The following is a 17753-nucleotide window of genomic DNA, read 5'->3' as shown; positions in this document are numbered from 1 at the left end:
AGCGCTCGCTTTACCGCAAACCTTAAGGGTTGACGCACACTGCTGAGCGAGAGGATAATCGCATTACCAATTATCTCGCCAGGAGTCAAGTAGCACGCTTCTAACTTTATTAAGGAATGTTGATCCAGTAGCAACAAAACCGAAATATTTCGAAATTTAAGGAAAAATCATGAAGACACTATACAGCCTTTTGACATTACTGCTGTTCTCTACCAGCGCCAGCGCCGTGCTGCAATTCGATTACCACGGCAATTTTGCGGACTTGGCCGGAACCAGCTTTTCCGGCAGACACACGTTCGATCCGCAAACCCCGGATCAAGCCGACTTTTTTGCCGGCCCCACGATCGATACCGGCGAATTACGCCTGTTATATTCGCAAAACGTCACGTCTTCGTTATTGGTAAACGGCTTGCCGTTGTTTTCCGGCAGGGACGAAATCGTTTTATTGGCGGATAACGGCCGGGAAATCACCGCCGACCAACTTGCCTCTCTGGGCATGACCGGATTGGTCACACCCGGTACTTACGACACTCTGATGCTGCGTATCGAACCGGCTAGCAATATCTATGACGCCAACGGATTGGTTTCGGGACTAGAGTTGGCGATTACCGCCTTCTTCGATGCCAGCCTGTTCGACAACAACATCCTGACCAACCCGAATTTCCAAGATCTTTACAACTTGCCGAACCCGCAGTACTTGGTCTTCGAATTCAACCGCAAACTAGGCGACAGCCAAGATATCAGCGGCGTGGGAACTATTTCTAACTCCGACATTACGCAGGTATCGCAAGTACCGCTACCGGGAACAATCTGGCTGTTCGGTTCGGCGCTGGCATGGGCTATTTCCAAAACCCGCAAACCGCTAAACGACCCGCTTCTTGCAGCCTAATTCCTGCATCGTACGCAACAACTGCAACCAGCTGGCTTCGTCTTTCGGCAATCCAAAGCGCAAGCTGGCTGGGGAATCAAACAAGCGGGTCAGAATCCCTTGTCTGGCCAGTGCATCGTGCAGCAAAGCTGCCTTTTCATTGGCCACCCACTGAAATAAATCGCAGCCTCCGGCCGGCGTGAAACCGGTAGAATCCAGCAACTGCTGCAAGCGTTGGCCCTGCTGCTTCAGCTCGACCGCATTCTTCTGCTGCCATTCACGATCCGCCAACGCCGCCGCCGCCACGTAACGGCTGGGATAGCTGATCGGCCAAGGCCCCAAAGCTTCGGCCAGCCGCGCGAGCAGCACGGCTTCGGCGATTACAAATCCGCAGCGGATCCCGGCCAAGCCGAAAAACTTGCCGATAGAACGCAGCACGATCAAGCCCGGACGCACCGGCAACGCCGCCAAACTGTGTTCCGGCATGCTATCCGTGAACGCTTCGTCGACAAGCAACCAGCCGCCGTGCCGGCTCAAGCGCCGATGCCAATTCAATAAGCGGTCCGGTTCCCACAACGTGCCGGTCGGGTTGTTCGGATTGATGATAATCAACACATCCAAATCCTCCAGTGCCCGCTCGATCGCTTCGGCATGAATTGCTAATTCAATCAATTGGTGCCCGGCTTGCTGCCAATTCGCGGCGTGTTCGGCGTAGGCCGGAGCCAATACGCCGACCCGCGACCTACCGCGTAACAACGGTAGCGTTTGAATCGCCGCCTGCGAACCGGCCACAGCCATTATCGACGAATTTCCATAATAGGCCTGCGCCGCCGGCATTAATGCGTCGTCGTCTTCCGGCAAACGTTGCCAACACTCGGCGGGCACTGCCGGCACCGGCCAGCCGTTCGGATTGACGCCGGTCGACAAGTCCAGCCATTCCGCCAACGGAATGCCGTAACGGCTCGCCGCCTGCCGCAAGCGGCCGCCATGCTCAAGCAAACCCGCCTCCCAATGCGATCAACAACAACCATAAACTGAGCGTTCGGTAGACCAGACCGCTGGCTCGAGCAATGTCACCATTTTCCGGCACCCGCTCGCCGCCGAACCAAGGCTTGAGTTTGACTTCGCCGTGGTATACCGCGGGGCCGCCCAATTGCAGATTCAGCGCAGCGCCCCCCGCCGCCATGACCGGACCGGCATTCGGGCTTTCCAACAACCCGCCCTGCTCGCGCCAGGCCTGTAACGCCGTACCGGTGCGGCCCAGCAACGCATAGCCGAGCGCCGTTAACCGGGCCGGCGCCCAATTCAGAACATCGTCCAACCGGGCGGCGGCCCAGCCGAAATATTGGTAACGGCTGTTACGGTAACCCCACATCGCATCCAGCGTGTTGCTGAAACGGTAGAGCAAGGCGCCAAAAGGACCGGCGATAACGAACCAGAAAATCGGCGCGAACACCGCATCGGCGCCGTTTTCCAATACCGACTCGATTGCCGCCCGCCTGACCGCCGCTTGATCCAACCCCGCAGTGTCGCGACTGACCATGTAGCCCACCCGGCAGCGAGCCAGCTCCAGATCGTCCACCGCCAAGGCTGCCCGCACGGCTTCAGCATGCTGTTGCAGGCTGCGCGGTGCGATACAGAAATACAGCAGCGCTATACCGAACAATGTTTGCCATTCATCCGCAAGCAGCAATATCGGCAACGCCGCCGCGCACGGCAATAAAGCCAGCGCCAAGGCGCAAACGCCGGCCATCTTTTGCCGGGTTGGACTCTGCTCGGGCTTGAGCAGAGTCCGCTCGACCGAAGCAGCCCAACGACCGAATACGGCTAGCGGATGGTAAGTATTGTCCGGTTCGCCCAGAACGTAATCCAGGGCGACAGCCAGCAGCACAATAGGGAACAGCGCCATTCAATAATGCAAAGACGGGAGCCACAGCGCCTATTCGGCGTGCGGACTATCGGGACGGGAGACAGGGCGGACCGAGCCGCCCCGAACGAAATTAAACCGCCTGCCGCGCGGCTTTACCGGCGAGTAAAGCTTTGCCGGCCCTAACCAAGCCGAAGATTACCACGCCGTAAATCAAGGTCGACGACAAGTGCGGCAGATAGTACATCGCCGCCCGCTCCAGATATTGGCCGAACGACGGCTCGGGATAACGCCCGGACAGCCAGTAAAAGCTACCGTTGGAAATCAGAAACGCCAGCGTGGCGGCCGCCCACAACGCGGCGAACTGTTGCGTCGCCGATACCGCGGTCAGCGCCGTGAATTTACGGCACCAACGGCCGCCCAACCACATCGCCGCGTAAGAGCCGACCAAAAAACCGTAGGCGTTGGAAACGCAAAAATCGCTGACGCCCAATTTGGTAATCGCCAGATAATCGATCAAACCGGCTTCCAACAGCAGCAGCGCAAACAAATAACGGCCGCCCAGCCACAGGCCGGCAAAGAAGAACACCGCCAGCGATGCGTCGGGCAGCGCAAACGGAGTACCGAAGTGGTGAAAACGGGTCGCGGCCATCAACGCCATCAACGCCACGGCGCCGGGTTTCACGGCCAAAAATCGATTCGAGTTCATAATGTTCTCCGAAAAAAAGGTCAGTAATTGTAATGGATAGAGAAAAAGAAATTTCTACCGAAATTGTTGTAAGTGTTGACGGTTTGATATTGCTGGTCGAGCATATTATTGAGTTTGGCGCTCAACATCCAATTTTTATCGACGTGGTAAGCGGCACGAAGATCGATCGTCATGAAAGCCCCCAGGCGGACGGTATTGGCGGTATTGTCGAAGCGCTCGCCCTGCGCCAGCACCGCAGCACCGACGTCGAACGCAGCGAAACTGCGCGAAATGTCATAAGACAGCGTCTGCGTGGCCCGCCGCGGCAACCGCAAATTATTGGCCCGATCCTTCGGCGTCAGCAGATTCATGCTCAACTTGTTATGCCAACCGAGTAAGTCGCCGGAGATTTCCGCCTCGATGCCATCAATCTGCGCCTTGCCGATGTTTTGCGCCGTCAACGGCCGGCCGCTAAATACGATCAAATTATCGATGTTGCTGTGGTAAGCGCGAATTTCCCATTGCATCCAGCCATGGTTGCCGGCGAAGCCGCCTTCGAAATTGGTCGATTGCTCCGCCTGCAGATTGGGATTGCCGAAGCCGGGAAAATACAACTGGTTGAAGGTCGGGGCCTTGAATCCGTTGCCGAAGCTGGCGAAAGCGCTCAAGCCGTGGTCCCAGTTGAAGCGCCAGCCGAAATTGCCGGTCAGACTGCTGCCGAAGGCTTGGTTTTCGTCCCAGCGTAACGAGGCATTGGTGAAATGCCGCTCGAACCAGCGGCTATGCAATTCGATAAAACCGCCGACATCGTAGCGCGAATTTTCCGCATAACGCGTCGTGCTTTGGACTTCGTCCAGCCGGTAATCCGCTCCCAAGGTCAGTTGCTGGTCTTTATGCAGATTGAGCTGGTTCAGCCAGCTTGCATTCCAACGGGTGGTATCGAAGTTACTGGCGAATGCTCCGGAATGGCGGAACTGGTCGGCATCGTCCACGCTTTGGCCGACCCGCAAAGTCGAACGCCAGACGTCGTTGATGTCTGCGCTGGCCGAGGCTCCGAGCGTTTGGTTGACGAACAGCGTCGTGCTGCTAGTCGAGTTATCGATTTCGGTTTCGCCCTCGGCGCGCAGCAAGAATGCCTCGACCTCGGCGCCGTTAGCGAAGCGATAGCCGGCCTTGGCATTCAAGCCTGTGTTGTTGTAGCCGTCGCGATCCGGGTTGAAGCCGTTGGCAATTGTGGTGCGGCTCTGAGCGTTGATGCCCTGGCTGCCGAACTGGGACGCGCCCAAGCTATACCAGGCCTGCCCCCACTTGCCGTTGATTGCCGCGGACCCTTTGTAGCTATCGTAAGAACCGCCACCGGCTTCCAGCGCGATATTCGGCCGCTCGCTATTGCCGCCTTTACGGGTAAAAATCTGAATTACGCCGCCAATGGCTTCCGAACCGTACAAACTGGATTGCGGCCCGCGAATGATCTCGACCCGTTCGATCTGATCCACCGGAATAAATTGAAACGGCGTGGTGCCCGTCGTCACCGAACCGACCTTGATACCGTCGACCAATACCAGCACGTGATCGGAATTGGTACCGCGCATGAACACGTTAGTGTCCTTACCGTAACCGCCGCTCTGCACCATGTCGATGCCGGTCGAGCCCTTCAGTAGCTCCGGCAAAGTTCTGACCTGCAAGCGTTCGATATCCTGCCGGGTATAAATCGTTGTCGCGGTCGCCAGTTCGGTTTGGTTGCGTTCCGACCGCGTCGCCGTCACCACGGTCTCGGCTAAATTGGCGGCTTGGTCGTCGGCGAAGCCGGGTACAAACGCGCTCATGCCGGCCAGCGGCAAAGCCATGATCAATTTTTTTTGCATAATGTCCTCTGCGCCCACCGCGCATCCGGGTAAAAAACGACAGAGGAGATATCGGCGAGAGAATAGGCGGAGTTGGGGCTAGGCGCAGGCTCTGACCATTCCGTAACAGCCCTCCGCTGTCTCGAATGATCTTCCGGGCCAGTCTCCGGGCTCATAAGCGGCTTGATGGCCTGAACCGCGCACCTTCCCATGCAAACGCACAGTGGCAAAAAGCGCGGATCTTTACTTATCTACCGTTGCGGGGGCAGCGTCGGCATGGGCAAAACGAAATTTGCCGCACCGACTTCCTGTTTAAGTTAGGCCGAGATTCGGCACCAACACCTGAAAGAAGGTCGGGGATTGTAGTTGATTGGGATTGGGCCGGCAAGGCAAACCGCCGAAACGGCATAGACCGAACAGCGATCAGCCAACAGTACCGTCGGGCGACGGCCTGGATTAGACTCGACAAGACTATGGGTTTAAGCAGGAGATCAGAGTATGCAAATCGTTACCGCCACCGAGGCCGATATTCCGGCAATGTGCCGCCTGTTGGCGCAATTATTCGAACAGGAAGCCGAATTTGTCGCGGATGAAACTGCGCAACGCCGCGGCTTGAGTCAAATCATTGCCGAACCGGCACTGGGGCGGATTTTCGTGGCGCGTCGCGACGGCGAAATTCTGGGCATGGTCAATCTGCTGTTCAGCGTATCGACGGCGCTGGGCGCGCGCGTGGCCTGGCTGGAAGATATGGTGGTGGATCGCAATCAGCGCGGCGGCGCGATCGGCTCTGCGCTGCTGCAACATGCCGTGGAGTTCGCCAAGCAACAGGGTTGCCGGCGCATTACGTTGCTGACGGACGCCGACAACAGCGCCGGACAACGTTTTTACCGGCGCTACGGCTTTGCAATATCGCCGATGCGGCCGATGCGACTGCTGTTGCCATAGAACATCGCAGCCGCACCGGCAGAATAGGCTCACGCAGTCAGTTTCAGATACTTGCGGTACAACGAGTCTTTGTCTTCGGCGTGGTCCGGATCCTTGTCGATACAGTCCACCGGGCAGACTTCCATGCATTGCGGCTTGTCGTGGTGACCGATGCACTCGGTGCATAGGGACGGGTTGATCACGTAAATCTCGTCGCCCTGGGAAATCGCGCCGTTCGGGCATTCCGGCTCGCAGACATCGCAATTGATGCAGTCGTCGCTGATGATAAGCGCCATAATTACTCCTCGGAAAATTTTTCGGTTAAACGTTGTTTGACCAAGTCGGGCACGAAACTGGAGACATCGCCATGCAATTGGGCGATTTCGCGGATCATGCTCGACGAGATGAATTCGTATTGTTCGGCCGGCGTCAGAAACACGGTCTCTATATCCGGGCACAAACGGCGATTCATGCCGGCCAATTGGAATTCGTATTCGAAATCCGATACCGCCCGCAAACCGCGGATGATCACGCTGGCCTGGTGCTGGCGGGCGCAATCCACCAACAGCGTGTCGAAGCCGATCACGCTGACGTTGCTGAATTCGGTGACCACCTCCCGAATCAGATCGACCCGCTCATCCAACGAAAACAACGGCTGTTTGCCGCGGCTGACAGCAACCGCGACGATCACCCGCGGGTAAAGCCTTGAGGCGCGGTGAATCAAATCCAGATGCCCGTTGGTAATCGGATCGAAGGTACCGGGATAGATTGCAGTGATATTCATTGGCTTGGCAAACGGCAAAAGGGGTTAATTCTAAACCATTAGCCTAACCAAAAGCAGCGGCTTGACGCTGCAGCAGCCGGTAACACACTTCGCCGGCCACCTTTTCCTTCAACAAGTGCCAGTTTGCCGGCAAATCTGCGGCTTGCCAGTTTTTTTCACTTTCCAGATAAATTTTTGCGTAAGCGCCGAGCCAGCCTCCGCTTTCCAGCAAGCGGCAAGCCGATTCCAATAAACCTTGGCCGAACGGCGGGTCCAGAAACACCAGATCGAATTGCTGCGCCGGTCCGGCCAGATAGCGGGCCGCATCCTGCTGCACCACCTGAACCCGGTCCGTCGCCAGACGCGCGATATTTTCCCGCAAGCGTTTGCAATTGCCGGCGTTATCCTCGACCTGCACCACCGCTTTCGCGCCACGCGAGGCGGCTTCGAACCCTAACGCGCCGCTGCCGGCAAACAAATCCAGGCAGCGGCTGCCGTAGACATCGGCCTGCAGCCAATTGAACAGGGTCTCCCGCACCCGCGCCGGCGTCGGCCGCAAACCGGGGGCATCGTCGAATACGATTTGCCGGCTACGCCATTCGCCGCCGATGATGCGGATTTGATTTGCCATCAGGACTTCTGGCCGACCGTGACGGTTTGCAGCAATTCCGGTTTGACCCGACGCTTGAACGCATCCTTGATCTGCTCGATCGTGACCGCTTCCACGTTAGTTTGGAAGGTATCCAGATAGTCCAAAGGCTGCTGGTAAAAGCCGATCATCGCCACGTAGTCGCTCAACTTGCTGTTGGTATCGAAACGCATCGCAAAACCGCCGGTGATATTCCGTTTTGCCGCAGTCAATTCCTGCTCGGTCGGGCCTTGTGCCAGGAAATCGGCGAAGGTTTTACGCAACACGCCGAGCGCTTGCTCGGTCTGGTCGTTACGGGTCTGCAAGCTCATCATGAACGGCCCTTGCCGGTACAGCGGCGCAAACACGCTATACGCGCCGTAGGCCAGGCCGCGCTTTTCCCGAACTTCCTCGAACAAGCGCGAAACCATGCTGCCGCCGCCGAGAATATGGTTGCCGACATACAAGGCAAAATAATCCGGGTCCTTGCGGTAGGTGCCGGGCAAACCGACCAGCACGTGGGTTTGAGTGGACGGGAACTCGATATGCTGAGTGCTGGCCTGGCTCGGCATCGTCACCGGCGGAATGTCCGCCGGTTTGCTGCCGACCGGCAATTTACCCAGCACTTGGTTGGCAGTCTGTTCGGCCTGTTCCCGGCTGACGTCGCCGACGATGACGACGATGGCGTTGGCGGCGACGTAATAAGTTTGATAGAACGTTTTCAGATCGTCGGCGCTAAAGCCGGCGACGGTCTGGACGATGCCGGTCTCGGGGTGGGCGTAGGGATGTTCGCCGTACAATGCTTTGCCGAAGGCGATGCTGGCCAGTTCGCCGGGTGATTCTTCCCGGTGCTTCAAGCCGGCCAGAGTGCGAGCCTTCTCGCGCTGGAAATCGTCCTCGCGAAAAGCTGGCCGGCTCAGCACGGTTTCGAAGGTGGCCAACGCCTTTTCAAGCAACGGCTTCTCGGTCAGGGAGCGGATCGATAGCCAAGCCATATCCTCGCTGACGCCGGCCGAATATTGGGCGCCGACCGACTCGAAACGTTGGGCGATATCGTCGGCGCTCCAATCGCCGGCGCCGCTGTCCAGCAAGGCCGATGTCAAAGCTGCGACGCCGAACTGGCTGCCGTCGCGGGCGCTGCCGGCATCGAACACGACCCGCACGTCGACCATCGGCAAGCCGGCGGTACGCACATAGTAAACCCGGCTGCCTTGCGCGGTCTGCCAATGTTCGATCTTGGCCGCCGGCCAGGCCAATTGGCTGAATGCCAGCAACAATAAGCCGATTAAATTAAAACGCATGATGAACTCCTGTCAGTTTTTTCGGTTTCGCGGCTTCGGTGATCGGTTGCGGGTCGAGATAGGCGACGGTCAGTGTGTCTTCGATCAGATATTTACGCGCCACTTCGCGCACTTGCTCGGCCGTAACCTGATTGATTTTGGCGACATATTCGTCCGCTCGCTGCCAGCCTAAACCGACCGTTTCCAGCGTACCCAGTTGCATGGCTTGGTAGAAGTTGGAATCCTTTTGGTAAACCGAACTGGCCAGCACCTGAGCTTTGATCCGCTGCAACTCGTCCTTGCCGATCAGCTCGTTTTTCAACTGGTACACCTCGTCGAGCAAGGCGTATTCGAGGTCGAACACGGTTTTGCCGTCGGCCGGCGTGCCTTCCAACAAAAACAACTCGGGTAAGCGCGAAGTCAGATCGTAACCGGCACCGGCGGACACCGCGATTTGCTTGCCGCGAATCAGCCGCGCCGGCAGGCGGGCGCTGTCGCCGCCGTCCAACACGCCGGCCAGCACTTCCAGGGCATAAGCCTCCCATTCCGGCTTGGCGCTATTCAACACCGGCACTTTGTAGCCCATCATCAGGTAAGGCAGTTTGGCCGGCGCCTTGACCGTGATGCGGCGCACGCCGCGCTGCTCGGATTCGGCTTGCGGTTTCACCGGCTTGATCGTGCTGGGTTGCAGTGGCGCAAAATACTGTTCGGCCAGCTTTTCGACCTGTTTGGCGTCGACGTCGCCGACTACGACCAGCGTGGCGTTATTCGGCGCGTACCACTTCTGGTACCAGGCTTGCAGGTCTTCTATCTGGTAGTTGGCGATATCGGACGGCCAGCCGATCACCGGATTCTGGTACGGGCTATTGGTAAAGGCCGCGGCCATGAATTGTTCGTGGACTTTGGCGCGCGGTTGGTCGTCGGTGCGCATCCGCCGTTCCTCGGTCACTACTTCCAGTTCTTTCTTCAATTCCTCGGCTTTCAGATTCAGGTTGCGCATCCGGTCGCTTTCCAGCTTGAAGCTGATTTCCAGCCGCGATTTTTCCAGAGTCTGGAAATAAGCCGTGTAATCCTGGCCGGTGAAGGCGTTTTCGCTGCCGCCGTTCTCGGCGATGATGCGGGAGAACTCGCCGGCCGGATATTTTTCGGTGCCTTTGAACATCATGTGTTCCAGCATGTGCGAGATGCCGGTGATGCCGCCCGGCTCGTAACTGGAACCGACTTTGTACCAGACCTGGGACACCACCACCGGCGAGCGGTGGTCTTCCTTCACCAGCAGTTTCAAGCCGTTAGCGAAAACATGTTCGTACACCTTACTGTCCTCGGCGTGCGCCAGCACAACCGGACAAAGCAGCGCCAGCGCTGCAAGCCTGTGTTTCATAAATCCCTCGTTGACTAAAAGATGGTGAGCGCCTGTGATTGTTTTAATAATCATTGGTTCACTGTTATTCTATATGTTTGAACGCGTTCCAATCCATTTGCCACTCGATGCCAGACACCACCGCCCCGCTTTCCTGGAAAGACTACTACGAGCTCTGCAAGCCCAGAGTGGTTGCGTTGATCGTGTTTACCGCCATCGTCGGTATGCTGTTGGCCGTCCCCGGCATGCCGCCGTTAGCCAACTTTCTGTACGGTACTGCCGGCATCGGCCTGGCCGCATCGTCAGCGGCGGCGATCAACCACTTCCTGGATCAGAAAGCCGATGCCGAAATGGCTCGCACCAAGAACCGGCCGCTGCCGACCGGGCATTTGCAACCCCGGCAAGTGCTGGTGTTCGCCAGCCTGATCGGTTTTATCGCGATGGCGATTCTGACCATCAAAATCAACTTGCTGACCGCGTTCCTGACCTTTCTGTCCTTGATCGGCTATGCCTTGATCTACACGGTTTACCTGAAGCGGGCGACGCCGCAAAACATCGTCATCGGCGGCGCGGCCGGCGCGGCACCGCCGGTATTGGGCTGGGCGGCGATCACCGGCGAAGTGCATCCGCACGCCCTGTTGCTGTTCTTGATCATCTTCGTCTGGACCCCGCCGCATTTCTGGGCGCTGGCCATCGCCAAACGCGACGAATACGCCAAGGTATCGATTCCGATGCTGCCGGTCACCCACGGCGTCGAATTCACCCGCCTGCAAATTTTGCTTTATACCATTCTGCTGCTGATTTCGACGCTGCTGCCTTACCTGACCGGCATGAGCGGCCTGATTTACCTGGCCACCGCGTTATTGCTGGGTCTGGGCTTCATCTATTACGCGATCCAGATGATGCGCAAAAAAGACAATAAAACCGCGATGCGCACCTTCGGCTACTCCATCGTCTATTTGATGCTGATCTTCGCCGCCTTGCTAATCGACCATTACTTCCCGCTGTCCATCTCATGACGCTGATTACCGAAGAACATCCGTTCGCCGAATTCATCAAAATTCTCGGCAAGGGCAAAAAAGGCGCCCGGCCGCTCACGCAGGACGAAGCCTACCGGGCCATGAAAATGATCCTGGCCGACGGCCAGGTCGAGCCGATCCAGCTTGGCGCGTTCCTGATGCTGATGCGGGTCAAGGAAGAAACCTGCGAGGAATTGGCCGGTTTCGTTGCGGCGGCGCGGGAAAGTTTCGCTTTCGACAACAAAGTCGCCGTGGACCTGGACTGGTCGTCTTATGCCGGCAAACGCCGACACCTGCCGTGGTTTTTGCTGTCCACCTTGCTGCTGGCCGAAAACGGCGTCAAAGTGTTCATGCACGGTGCCGGCGGCCATACTCAGGGCCGGCTGTACACCGAGAACGTGCTGCGGGCACTGGGCATCGACGCCGCCCAGTCGATTGCCGAAGCCGGCCAACAAATCGAACGCACCAACTTCAGCTACCTGTCGCTGGAGCACATCTGCCCGAAACTGTACGACATGATCAATCTGCGGCCGGTCATGGGCCTACGCTCGCCGGTACATACTTTGGTCAGATTATTGAATCCGTTCGACGCCACCGCCAGCATTCAAGGCATTTTCCATCCCAGCTACCGCCAGGTGCACCAGAAAGCCGCGCTGCTGCTCGATCAACAACACATGGCGGTGTTGAAAGGCGAGGGCGGCGAAACCGAACGCAACCCCGACGTCGAGTGTCTGGTGCAAAGCGTGCACGGCGGCGAACTCAGCGACGAAACCTGGCCGGCGTTGTTCGAACGCCGCCACATGAAAGCCGAATCGCTGGAGCCGCAGCTATTGGCCCAAGTCTGGCGCGGCGAACTGGATGACGAATTCGGCCAGGCCACCGTGATCGGCACCGCCGCCATCGCCTTGAAATTATTGGGCAAGGCCGACGATCAAGCGCAGACCGAAGCCTTGGCCGCCCAATTCTGGGCCGCGCGCGACCGCAACCGGTTTTAAGACCCCACCCTTGCGCCCCACGCGCAATCCGCAACTGAACATGTTAGACGGTCCTAGCGCAAGCGTCGCCATTGTCGGTGCCGGCCCTGCCGGCCTGATGGCTGCCGAGGTACTAAGCCAGGCCGGAATCAAGGTCAGCGTCTACGACGCGATGCCGTCGGCCGGACGCAAATTCCTGATGGCCGGCAAAGGCGGCATGAACATCACCCACGCCGAAGCCTTCGACACCTTTGTGTCGCGCTACGCCGCGCGCCGCGCCGAACTGGAACCGATACTCAAAGCCTTTACCCCGGACGATTTGCGGGCCTGGATCAACCAGCTTGGTATCGATACCTTCGTCGGCAGTTCCGGCCGCGTGTTTCCGACCGAAATGAAAGCCGCGCCGTTACTGCGCGCCTGGCTGCATCGGCTGCGAAGCGATGGCGTGCAATTCAAAATGCGCCACCGTTGGCTGGGCTGGGCGGACGGCGCGTTGCGCTTCGCCACGCCGGACGGCGAACGTTTGATCCAGGCCGACGCAACAGTCTTGGCACTGGGCGGCGGCAGTTGGCCGCAACTGGGCTCGACCGGGGCCTGGACCGAAATTCTGGCCGAACGTGGCATCGGCTTGTCGCCGCTCCGCCCGGCCAACTGCGGCTTCGAAACCCGCTGGAGCGACGTGTTCCGCCAACGCTGCGCCGGCCAACCGCTCAAATCGGTGGTCGCAACTTTTCGCAACGAAAGCGGCGAAGCTTTCAGCCAGCAAGGCGAACTGACCGTCGCCGACTATGGCCTGGAAGGCGGCTTGATCTACGCGCTGTCGGCGCTGCTGCGCGACGCAATTGCCTCTGCCGGTTCGGCGACGCTGTGGCTGGATTTGCTGCCGGATCGCAGCCCGGAAAACATCGTCGAGCGCTTGGCAAAACCGCGCGGCAAGGACAGCCTGAGCAACCACCTGCGCAAACGGCTCGGCATCGACGGCGTCAAAACCCTGCTGCTTCGCGAACTATTAACCGTCGACGAAATGAATGACCCGGCGCAATTGGCCGCCGCGCTCAAAGCCCTGCCCATTCAATTGCGCAGCCCGCGCCCGATCGCAGAAGCCATCAGCAGCGCCGGCGGCGTCGAATTCGCCGAACTGGATCAAAACCTGATGCTAAGCAAACTGCCCGGCGCGTTCTGCGCCGGCGAAATGCTGGATTGGGAAGCGCCGACCGGGGGGTATTTGCTGACGGCTTGTTTTGCTAGTGGAAGGTCGACTGGTATTGGGGTAGTCGAATGGTTGCGGGCGTGACCGGAAGATATTGCTTACCGACCTGGTCTTATGTAACCTCAAGCAGCCGGTAGCCAATGCCTAAACTGTTACCAAGAGCCGGGTCCCGCGACAGGCTATTGATTTAGCAAAGAAACCTTCCTTACAGGTTAACCACGGGAAAGCCCCGCAGGGCCTTGTCCGTGGTTCGAACGGTTTATGCTTTACACCTTGGCCGAAACAAACAAGCGACGTCTCAGGGTATAGAGCAAACCGGATAACATCAGCAGCGATGCGGGAGGCAGTGGAACTTGGGAGATCGGTTCGACCCAGTCGACTCTTGGTTTCTGGTCGCCTAGCGCGGTCCAACTGCTACCGCCATAGGCAACTATCTGTAAATACCGTCCGGAGGCGGCAGCGAAGTCAATCTCGTGGGTTTCAAAATGCGGTCCGAACCCTGACGTACCTATCCAGTCCGAGAACGTCGCTACCGGAGTTAAGCTGTTGTAACTGTTGCCTATGGCCGAATTTGACAGGTAAATCCAGTACTGCGCGTTAGTGGCAGGAGCAACCGCGGCAGTGATAACCACTTTCGACAGCGTTTGACTGGCCCCCATGTCCGCCTGGATCCAGTGCTTGCCGTAGGTTCCTGCATTCCACACCCCTCCATTGAACGCTGCCTGTGCCGAAGTACCGGGATAGGTTAAATCGGCACTGTACTGGCCGCTAGCCAAATCGGCAGCAAACGGCGAAATGATAGGCGCAGCGTTGACATCGACAGCAAGCGTTAAACCTAATGCTGCCAACATCAATGAAAGGTTTTTATTGGGCATCAAATACTCCTCAAGATATTTCGAATTGAAAGCGAACGGGTTATGGCCGGTATTCTTCTCAAAGCACAAAGGCCAGTGTATTGTTCCGAAGTCCAGGCCGCGTGGATTCTTTTATCGGAGCGAAACCGTACCGACGCTAATTTCGTTCCGCCGATTACGCTGCGCCGATCGGAGCTATCGACCAGCCAATCCCCCCTCATCACTTTCAATCCTTACCTGCCGAATCCCGGCCCGGTTTGTTATCATGGGCGGCAAACGTGTTCCGGCACCGGGCGCGGCAAAACAACAATTAAAACTTGAGGAGCACCATGATCATCAAACCTCGCGTACGCGGCTTTATGTGCGTCACCACCCATCCGGCCGGCTGCGCCGCCAACGTCAAACAGCAAATCGATTACGTCAAAGCCAAAGGCGCGGTCGCGGGCGGCCCGAAGAACGTGCTGGTGCTCGGAGCATCGACCGGCTACGGTCTGGCCTCGCGTATCGTCTCGGCGTTCGGCTCCGGCGCCAACACGCTGGGCGTATTCTTCGAAAAAGAAGGCACGGCCGACAAACCCGGCAGCGCCGGCTGGTACAACTCGGCGGCGTTCCACCAATTCGCCAAAGCCGAAGGCTTGTACGCGAAAAGCATCAACGGCGATGCCTTTTCCGACGAAATCAAACAACGTGTCATCGATGCCATCAAACAAGATATGGGCAAAGTCGATCTGGTGGTGTACAGCCTGGCCGCGCCGCGCCGAACTCACCCGAAAACCGGCGTGGTGCATAACTCGACCTTGAAGCCGATCGGCAAGGATTTGGTACAAAACGGCGTCGATACCGACAAGGAAATCATCAAGGAATTCACCTTGACTGCGGCAACCCAGGAAGAAATCGACAACACCGTGGCGGTGATGGGCGGCGAAGACTGGCAGATGTGGATTGATGCACTGGCCGAGGCCGGCGTGCTGGCCGACGGCGCCAAAACCACCGCCTTTACCTATCTGGGCGAAAAAGTTACCTGGGACATTTACTGGGACGGCACCATCGGCGCGGCGAAAAAGGACCTGGATAAACGCGTGATCGACATCCGCGCCAAATTGGCCGCCATCGGCGGCGATGCCCGCGTCTCGGTATTGAAGGCGGTAGTGACCCAGGCCAGCGCGGCGATTCCGGTGATGCCGTTGTATCTGGCGCTGCTGTTCAAAGTGATGAAGGCGCAAGGCACCCACGAAGGTTGCATCGAACAGGTCGATGGCCTGTTCCGCGACAGCCTGTACAACGAGGCGCCGATTCTGGACAACGAAGGCCGCCTGCGCGCCGATTTGAAGGAACTCGATCCGAAAGTGCAGGACGAGGTCAATCAATTGTGGCCGCAAGTCACCAGCGAAAACCTGAACCAACTCAGCGACTTCGCCGGCTACAAGCACGAGTTCCTGAAGTTGTTCGGTTTCGAAGTCGAAGGCGTGGATTACGACGCCGACGTGAATCCGGAAATGCCGATCGAAAACATGGGTTAACCTGACCTTGCCTCACCCAGTAGGGTACGCAATGCGTACCCTACGCCTCACGAAGCCAATCATGTCTATCCAAACCACGCTGCAAAAACTGCTCGACCGCCAGGATCTCAGCGCCGAAGAAATGAGCGCCGCGATGCGGGCGATGATGAACGGCGAACTGACCGACGCCCAAATCGCTGGCTTTTTGATCGCCTTGCGCTGTAAAGGCGAAACGGTCGACGAGATCGCCGCTGCGGTCGGCGTATTGCGCGAACTGGTGCGCAAAGTGCCTATCGACGGCGAGCACGTCATCGATACTTGCGGCACCGGCGGCGACGGCGCCAACACCTTCAATATTTCGACTACGGCGGCCTTTGTGGTTGCGGCAGCCGGCGGCAAGGTCGCCAAGCACGGCAACCGCTCGGTCTCCAGTTGCTGCGGCAGCGCCGATTTACTGGAACTGGCCGGGGTCAATCTGGAGCTGCCGGCCGAGCAAGTGGCGCAATGCGTCAACGACATCGGCGTCGGCTTTCTATTTGCCGCCAAGCACCACAGCGCGGTGCGCCACACCGTCAAGGCCCGCAAGGAAATGGGCGTGCGCACCTTGTTCAATCTGATCGGCCCGCTGTCCAATCCGGCCAACGCCCCGCACCAGCTGATTGGCGTGTTCGACAAACAATGGCTGGTGCCGGTCGCCGAAGTCTTGAAGCGCCTGGGCAGTCGCCACGTGCTGGTGGTGCATGCCCAAGACGGCCTCGACGAAATCAGCATCGCCGCGCCGACCGACGTCGCGGAATTAAAGCATGGGGTTATCAGCAATTACACCGTCGCGCCGGAGCAATTCGGTTTGGCTCGCGCAAGCCTAGCGGCATTGTCGATTAGCTGTGCGGCGGATAGTTTGGCGATTGTCCGTGCCGTGCTGAACAACCAATCCGGCCCTGCCCGCGACATCGTCGCTCTGAACGCCGGCGCGGCAATCTACGCGGCCGACCTGACCGATTCGCTGGATGCCGGCATTTGCCGAGCACATGAGGTGTTGGCGGACGGGAGTGCGTTGAGGAAATTTGAGGCTTTGATTGGGTATTCCGAAACCGGTTAAAGTATTGACGTGATGTAATCGTTCGATTACATTTTCTGCATGTACACAATCAAACAACTCCCCGCATTCAGCGAATGGCTGTTTGGCTTGAAAGATGGATTGACGCACCGCCGGTTGGCGCGCCGACTGGAAAAAGCCCAACAAGGCAATCTCGGCGACGTGAAAGCGGTAGGCGAGGGTGTTTTTGAAATGCGTGAACATTTCGGTCCCGGCTGGCGAATGTACTACGTGCAGCGGGGCGAGGTGTTGATTGTGATGCTGGGCGGCGGCGATAAATCCAGTCAGGCTGCCGATATTGCCAAAGCTCAGTGCCTAGCCGCGTTGTTGGAGGACTGAATCATGAATGAAAAAATCAAAATCGCCGACTTACCCGTGTTTGACATTACCGAACATCTGGATAGCGATCAAGCCATTGCCGAATACCTGACCGTGGTTCTGGAAGAAGATGACCCGGCGGCCTTGGCTCATGCACTCGGCAGCATCGCCAGAGCGCGAGGCATGACCGAAATTGCCAATGCCGCCGGCATCAGCCGCGAGGCTTTGTATAAAGCCTTGCGTGCCGACGCCCAACCCCGCTTCGAGACTATCGCCAAAGTTTGTAAGGCGCTTGGGGTTAAGTTGACGGTGCAGACGAGAGCGGCTTGATATTCGCCTGAGCGAGCACAGTGGCTAATTTTGAGGCGTTAGTGGTGTATTCTTAAGTTTTGTGTCGCTATCGCGACGGATAGATTGAAGTCGGGTCTCGGCCCGACAGCCGAGGTACTTTCTTTTGCTTGGCCAAAAGAAAGTACCCAAAGAAAAAGCCACCCCGATGCCGCTTGTATCCTGCGCGCCGAAGGGTTTGAACGGGGTTTTCGGAAGGGCTATCCATAGCCC

Annotated in this window: 19 protein-coding genes and 1 riboswitch; of the genes, 9 read left to right on the top strand and 10 right to left on the bottom strand. The window is 57.9% G+C overall.

Going from position 1 to position 17753, the window contains the following annotated elements:
• The first annotated feature begins 169 nt into the window (after positions 1–169).
• Positions 170–889 carry a hypothetical protein gene (locus NP603_RS00745; protein ID WP_256609005.1) on the top strand — a complete coding sequence of 240 codons (720 nt, stop codon included), beginning with the start codon at positions 170–172 and terminating at the stop codon, positions 887–889.
• Here NP603_RS00745 and cobD read toward each other — a convergent pair.
• The 4 genes from cobD to NP603_RS00725 form a co-directional block, all read right to left on the bottom strand.
• On the bottom strand, positions 863–1867 hold the full coding sequence (cobD, locus tag NP603_RS00740) for a threonine-phosphate decarboxylase CobD (protein ID WP_256609004.1): 1005 nt from the start codon (positions 1865–1867) through the stop codon (positions 863–865). The genes NP603_RS00745 and cobD overlap by 27 nt on opposite strands.
• Positions 1860–2777 carry an adenosylcobinamide-phosphate synthase CbiB gene (cbiB, locus tag NP603_RS00735; RefSeq protein ID WP_256609003.1) on the bottom strand — a complete coding sequence of 306 codons (918 nt, stop codon included), beginning with the start codon at positions 2775–2777 and terminating at the stop codon, positions 1860–1862. The genes cobD and cbiB overlap by 8 nt, the downstream gene beginning before the upstream one ends.
• A 91-nt stretch (positions 2778–2868) precedes the next feature.
• Complete coding sequence (locus NP603_RS00730) at positions 2869–3444, bottom strand: hypothetical protein (RefSeq protein ID WP_256609002.1); 576 nt, start codon at positions 3442–3444, stop codon at positions 2869–2871.
• A gap of 20 nt (positions 3445–3464) precedes the next feature.
• Positions 3465–5288 carry a TonB-dependent receptor domain-containing protein gene (locus tag NP603_RS00725; protein ID WP_256609001.1) on the bottom strand — a complete coding sequence of 608 codons (1824 nt, stop codon included), beginning with the start codon at positions 5286–5288 and terminating at the stop codon, positions 3465–3467.
• Positions 5289–5407: 119 nt separating this feature from the next.
• A riboswitch (cobalamin riboswitch) is annotated at positions 5408–5628 on the bottom strand.
• Positions 5629–5765: 137 nt separating this feature from the next.
• Here NP603_RS00725 and NP603_RS00720 point away from each other — a divergent pair.
• Positions 5766–6212, top strand: a complete 447-nt coding sequence (locus NP603_RS00720; protein WP_256609000.1) for a GNAT family N-acetyltransferase — start codon at positions 5766–5768, stop codon at positions 6210–6212.
• A 29-nt stretch (positions 6213–6241) separates the two neighbouring features.
• Here NP603_RS00720 and NP603_RS00715 read toward each other — a convergent pair whose 3' ends face one another.
• From NP603_RS00715 to NP603_RS00695, 5 genes are read right to left on the bottom strand one after another with little or no spacing between them, the layout of a single operon-like run.
• Positions 6242–6487: a YfhL family 4Fe-4S dicluster ferredoxin gene (locus tag NP603_RS00715; protein WP_256608999.1), complete on the bottom strand. Its 246-nt coding sequence runs from the start codon at positions 6485–6487 to the stop codon at positions 6242–6244.
• 2 nt (positions 6488–6489) lie between these two features.
• Positions 6490–6975 (bottom strand): pantetheine-phosphate adenylyltransferase, encoded by a 486-nt coding sequence (gene coaD / locus NP603_RS00710; protein ID WP_140910784.1) that lies wholly within the window; start codon positions 6973–6975, stop codon positions 6490–6492.
• 43 nt (positions 6976–7018) lie between these two features.
• Complete coding sequence (gene rsmD, locus NP603_RS00705; protein WP_256608998.1) at positions 7019–7585, bottom strand: 16S rRNA (guanine(966)-N(2))-methyltransferase RsmD; 567 nt, start codon at positions 7583–7585, stop codon at positions 7019–7021.
• The gene (locus NP603_RS00700) at positions 7585–8883 is read right to left on the bottom strand and encodes a M16 family metallopeptidase (protein ID WP_256608997.1); all 1299 of its coding nucleotides are present in this window, start codon (positions 8881–8883) and stop codon (positions 7585–7587) included. Before NP603_RS00700 ends, rsmD begins: the two co-directional genes overlap by 1 nt.
• Complete coding sequence (locus NP603_RS00695) at positions 8873–10243, bottom strand: M16 family metallopeptidase (RefSeq protein WP_256608996.1); 1371 nt, start codon at positions 10241–10243, stop codon at positions 8873–8875. The genes NP603_RS00700 and NP603_RS00695 overlap by 11 nt, the downstream gene beginning before the upstream one ends.
• A gap of 107 nt (positions 10244–10350) precedes the next feature.
• On the opposite strand from NP603_RS00695, the gene cyoE reads away from it, so the two are divergent.
• The 3 genes from cyoE to NP603_RS00680 are packed head-to-tail and all read left to right on the top strand — an operon-like array spanning position 10351 to position 13509.
• Positions 10351–11241: a heme o synthase gene (cyoE, locus tag NP603_RS00690; RefSeq protein WP_256608995.1), complete on the top strand. Its 891-nt coding sequence runs from the start codon at positions 10351–10353 to the stop codon at positions 11239–11241.
• Positions 11238–12236, top strand: a complete 999-nt coding sequence (locus NP603_RS00685) for a glycosyl transferase family protein (RefSeq protein ID WP_256608994.1) — start codon at positions 11238–11240, stop codon at positions 12234–12236. The genes cyoE and NP603_RS00685 overlap by 4 nt, the downstream gene beginning before the upstream one ends.
• Positions 12237–12276: 40 nt before the next feature.
• Positions 12277–13509 (top strand): TIGR03862 family flavoprotein, encoded by a 1233-nt coding sequence (locus tag NP603_RS00680; RefSeq protein WP_256608993.1) that lies wholly within the window; start codon positions 12277–12279, stop codon positions 13507–13509.
• A 182-nt stretch (positions 13510–13691) separates the two neighbouring features.
• Here the strand turns inward: NP603_RS00680 and NP603_RS00675 are convergent, their stop codons facing one another.
• On the bottom strand, positions 13692–14300 hold the full coding sequence (locus tag NP603_RS00675) for a discoidin domain-containing protein (RefSeq protein WP_256608991.1): 609 nt from the start codon (positions 14298–14300) through the stop codon (positions 13692–13694).
• A gap of 308 nt (positions 14301–14608) precedes the next feature.
• Here NP603_RS00675 and fabV point away from each other — a divergent pair, with 308 nt between their 5' ends.
• The 4 genes from fabV (at position 14609) to NP603_RS00655 (ending at position 17522) form a co-directional block, all read left to right on the top strand.
• On the top strand, positions 14609–15799 hold the full coding sequence (gene fabV / locus NP603_RS00670; RefSeq protein WP_256608990.1) for an enoyl-ACP reductase FabV: 1191 nt from the start codon (positions 14609–14611) through the stop codon (positions 15797–15799).
• A 61-nt stretch (positions 15800–15860) separates the two neighbouring features.
• Positions 15861–16877: an anthranilate phosphoribosyltransferase gene (gene trpD / locus NP603_RS00665; RefSeq protein WP_256608989.1), complete on the top strand. Its 1017-nt coding sequence runs from the start codon at positions 15861–15863 to the stop codon at positions 16875–16877.
• Between the two features lie 39 nt (positions 16878–16916).
• The gene (locus tag NP603_RS00660; RefSeq protein WP_256608988.1) at positions 16917–17213 is read left to right on the top strand and encodes a type II toxin-antitoxin system RelE/ParE family toxin; all 297 of its coding nucleotides are present in this window, start codon (positions 16917–16919) and stop codon (positions 17211–17213) included.
• 3 nt (positions 17214–17216) lie between these two features.
• Entirely contained in the window at positions 17217–17522 is a 306-nt protein-coding gene (locus tag NP603_RS00655) for an addiction module antidote protein (protein WP_256608987.1), read from the top strand.
• Positions 17523–17753: the final 231 nt, after the last annotated feature.

This window comes from Methylomonas aurea, from assembly GCF_024505045.1.
In the GTDB taxonomy this organism is placed as follows: domain Bacteria; phylum Pseudomonadota; class Gammaproteobacteria; order Methylococcales; family Methylomonadaceae; genus Methylomonas; species Methylomonas aurea.
This window is presented reverse-complemented; position numbering and strand designations above follow the sequence as displayed.